This window comes from Massilia mucilaginosa (assembly GCF_011682145.1).
Classification (GTDB): Bacteria; Pseudomonadota; Gammaproteobacteria; order Burkholderiales; family Burkholderiaceae_D; genus Telluria_A; species Telluria_A mucilaginosa.
On sequence record NZ_WHJH01000270.1, the window covers coordinates 1 to 295 of the forward strand.

Consider the following 295-nt stretch of genomic DNA (forward strand, 5'->3'; position numbering starts at 1 on the left):
GAGGAGGTCGGCACCGACCACCCGGCCTATCGAATAATTATAGTCTCCCGCCGACCACGCAAGTATCAGGAACGATGTTACGCTGACCAGTCCCGTGAAATAGGCAAGCGGCCGATATGCGGGAATGAGCGCCGCGGCGATAAGCAGCAATCCGACTAGCCCGAACATGACTGCACGATGCTGCATCAGGATGAGCAAGTTGCGGTCGTGCAGCCGCACGCCGTAAAGCTGGGCGAGCGAAGATTCGCCCAGCACGCCCGTTACAGGAATGAGGTGAATGAGTGCGGCGACGGTC

General features: G+C 59.3%; 1 protein-coding gene. It reads right to left on the reverse strand.

The genetic code is table 11. The annotated features are described in order from the left end of the window. Positions 1 to 295, reverse strand: a 295-nt coding sequence (locus tag F2P45_RS34820) for a phosphopantetheine adenylyltransferase (RefSeq protein ID WP_166882725.1), incomplete at both ends; no start/stop codon positions are given.